The 2,228-nt window shown below is 57.5% G+C and carries 3 protein-coding genes and 1 pseudogene; all 4 read right to left on the bottom strand.

All coding sequences use genetic code 11. The features are described 5' to 3' along the window. Nucleotides 1-688, bottom strand: a 688-nt coding sequence (locus WCA53_RS29025) for a citrate/2-methylcitrate synthase (protein ID WP_423919226.1), incomplete at its 3' end; no start/stop codon positions are given. 87 nt (nucleotides 689-775) lie between these two features. After that, a complete protein-coding gene (locus tag WCA53_RS29020; RefSeq protein ID WP_423919223.1) occupies nucleotides 776-1,063 on the bottom strand; it encodes a succinate dehydrogenase assembly factor 2 in 288 nt (95 codons plus the stop codon). Between the two features lie 13 nt (nucleotides 1,064-1,076). Next, nucleotides 1,077-1,781 carry a succinate dehydrogenase iron-sulfur subunit gene (locus WCA53_RS29015; RefSeq protein ID WP_423919219.1) on the bottom strand — a complete coding sequence of 235 codons (705 nt, stop codon included), beginning with the start codon at nucleotides 1,779-1,781 and terminating at the stop codon, nucleotides 1,077-1,079. 15 nt (nucleotides 1,782-1,796) lie between these two features. Continuing rightward, nucleotides 1,797-2,228, bottom strand: a pseudogene (locus WCA53_RS29010) (succinate dehydrogenase/fumarate reductase flavoprotein subunit); the annotation flags it as partial.

Raw genomic sequence — 2,228 nt, 5'->3', positions numbered from 1 at the left:
GGATCAGGATCCGATCGAGCGCACGAACCAGTACGTCATTGACCTTGTATTCTTCGCACGGATTCGAAAACATCATGTGCATGAAGTTCGCGCTGTACGACAGATCGTTCTTCGGATAAACGAACGGCTGGCCGATGGTGAACTTGTACGCCATCGCGACCAGCGTCGGCAGCTTCGCGATCATGCGAATCGCCGATACGTCGCGATGACGCGGGTCGTTGATGTTCAGCGAGTCGTGATAGAACGCCGACAACGCGCCCACCGCGGCGACCAGGACGGCCATCGGATGCGCGTCGCGACGGAAGCCACGGAAGAAAAAGTGCATCTGCTCGTGAACCATCGTGTGCTTCGTGACCGTTTCAACGAACTCAGCCTTTTGCTCGACGCTGGGCAATTCGCCCTTCAACAGCAAGTAGCAGGTCTCGAGAAAATCGGCGTTGACCGCGAGATCCGCAATCGGATATCCGCGATACAGCAATTCGCCCTTGTCACCGTCGATGTACGTAATGGCCGAGTTGCAAGCCGCCGTAGACATGAAGCCCGGGTCGTAGGTGAACTTGCCGGTCTGGCCGTACAGCTTGCGGATATCGATGACATCCGGGCCCATGGTGCCCTGGTAGATCGGCATTTCGACGCTCGGCGAATTGTCGCTGAACGATAGCGTGGCTTTAACATCAGACGGGGTCATAGGACATCCTCAATCGAAGTATGTAAACGGTTTTCGATAATTCGCACGACAGCGACACGACCACACAGCACGCTTAAGCCAAAGCACCTAGGCTGCGCGCAGCATCTCCAAGACGCGGGTCATGTCCGGCGAAACCAGTTCGCCTTCTGGTTCCTTGCGTGCAAGCAGCAAGTCCATCAGGTCGTTGTCGCTCAGTTCAAGCAGTTGCGTCAAAACGCCGACGTCCGCGTCGCTGAGGTCATGCTCGTATCGGCTGAAAAAACGCTCAAAGATCAGATCGTTTTCCAGCAGGCCGCGCCGGGCGCGCCAGCGAAGGCGCGCCCGGCGTAGTGGGTCAGACTGATGCGGATCGGACTGTTGCCCGGAGTCGTTCATTACAGTGTCCACGTCAGACAGCGCGGCGAACCATCAATTCCTTGATCTTGCCAATCGCCTTGGTCGGGTTCAGGCCCTTCGGGCACACGTCGACGCAATTCATGATGGTATGGCAACGGAACAGACGGTACGGATCTTCCAGGTTGTCGAGGCGCTCTGCAGTCGCTTCGTCGCGGCTGTCCGCAATGAAACGATAGGCTTGCAACAAGCCAGCAGGCCCCACGAACTTGTCCGGATTCCACCAGAAGCTCGGGCAGGCCGTCGAACAGCTCGCGCACAGAATACACTCGTACAGGCCGTCGAGCTCGTCACGCTCTTCCGGCGATTGAAGGCGTTCCTTTTCCGGCGGCGGCGTGTCATTGATCAGGTACGGCTTGATCGAATGATACTGGTTGAAAAATTGCGTGAAGTCGCAAATCAGGTCGCGCACAACAGGCAAGCCCGGCAGCGGACGCAGCACGATCTTCTGCGGCAGGTCGTTCATGTTCTGCAAACACGCGAGACCATTCTTGCCGTTGATATTCATGGCGTCCGAACCGCACACGCCTTCACGGCACGAACGGCGGAACGACAGGGTTTCATCGACGGATTTCAGCTTCAGGAGCGCGTCCAGCAACATACGCTCGTGCGAGTCGATCTCGATCTCGTACGTTTGCATGCGCGGTGCCGCATCCTTGTCCGGATCGTAGCGATAAATTTCGAAAGTACGCTTTGCCATTTTGATTCCTTTGCCTTAGAAGGTGCGCGCTTTCGGCGGCACCGATTCAACCGTCAGCGGCGTCATGTGCACGGGCTTGTAGTCAAGACGATCGCCTTCGCTGAACCATAGCGTGTGCTTCATCCAGTTTTCGTCGTCGCGAATTTCGAAGTCGTTTTGTGCATGTGCACCGCGGCTTTCCTTGCGGGCTTCCGCGGAAACCATGGTCGCGCGCGCCACTTCGATCAGGTTCGCCAGTTCCAGCGCCTCGACCTTCGCGGTGTTGAACACCTTGGACTTGTCCTTCAAATGCACGTGTTTCACGCGCTCGGATAGTTCCTTGATCTTCTCCACGCCTTCGGCCAGCAACGCGGACGTGCGGAACACGCCGGCGTGCGTCTGCATGGACGCGCGGATGTCGTTGGCGATGGCCTGCGTGTATTCACCCGATGTCGAGCGCTCCAGCAC

This window comes from Caballeronia sp. (genome assembly GCF_049581465.1).
GTDB lineage: Bacteria > Pseudomonadota > Gammaproteobacteria > Burkholderiales > Burkholderiaceae > Caballeronia.
Note: the sequence above shows the minus strand (reverse complement) of the source record. Positions and strands in the feature narration are given on the sequence as shown.

What these genes read in the sequence shown, in the direction of transcription:
- WCA53_RS29015 (WP_423919219.1), bottom strand. Translation starts at nt 1,781, where the DNA reads ATGGCAAAGCGTACTTTCGAAATTTATCGCTACGATCCGGACAAGGAT.
- WCA53_RS29020 (WP_423919223.1), bottom strand. Translation starts at nt 1,063, where the DNA reads ATGAACGACTCCGGGCAACAGTCCGATCCGCATCAGTCTGACCCACTA.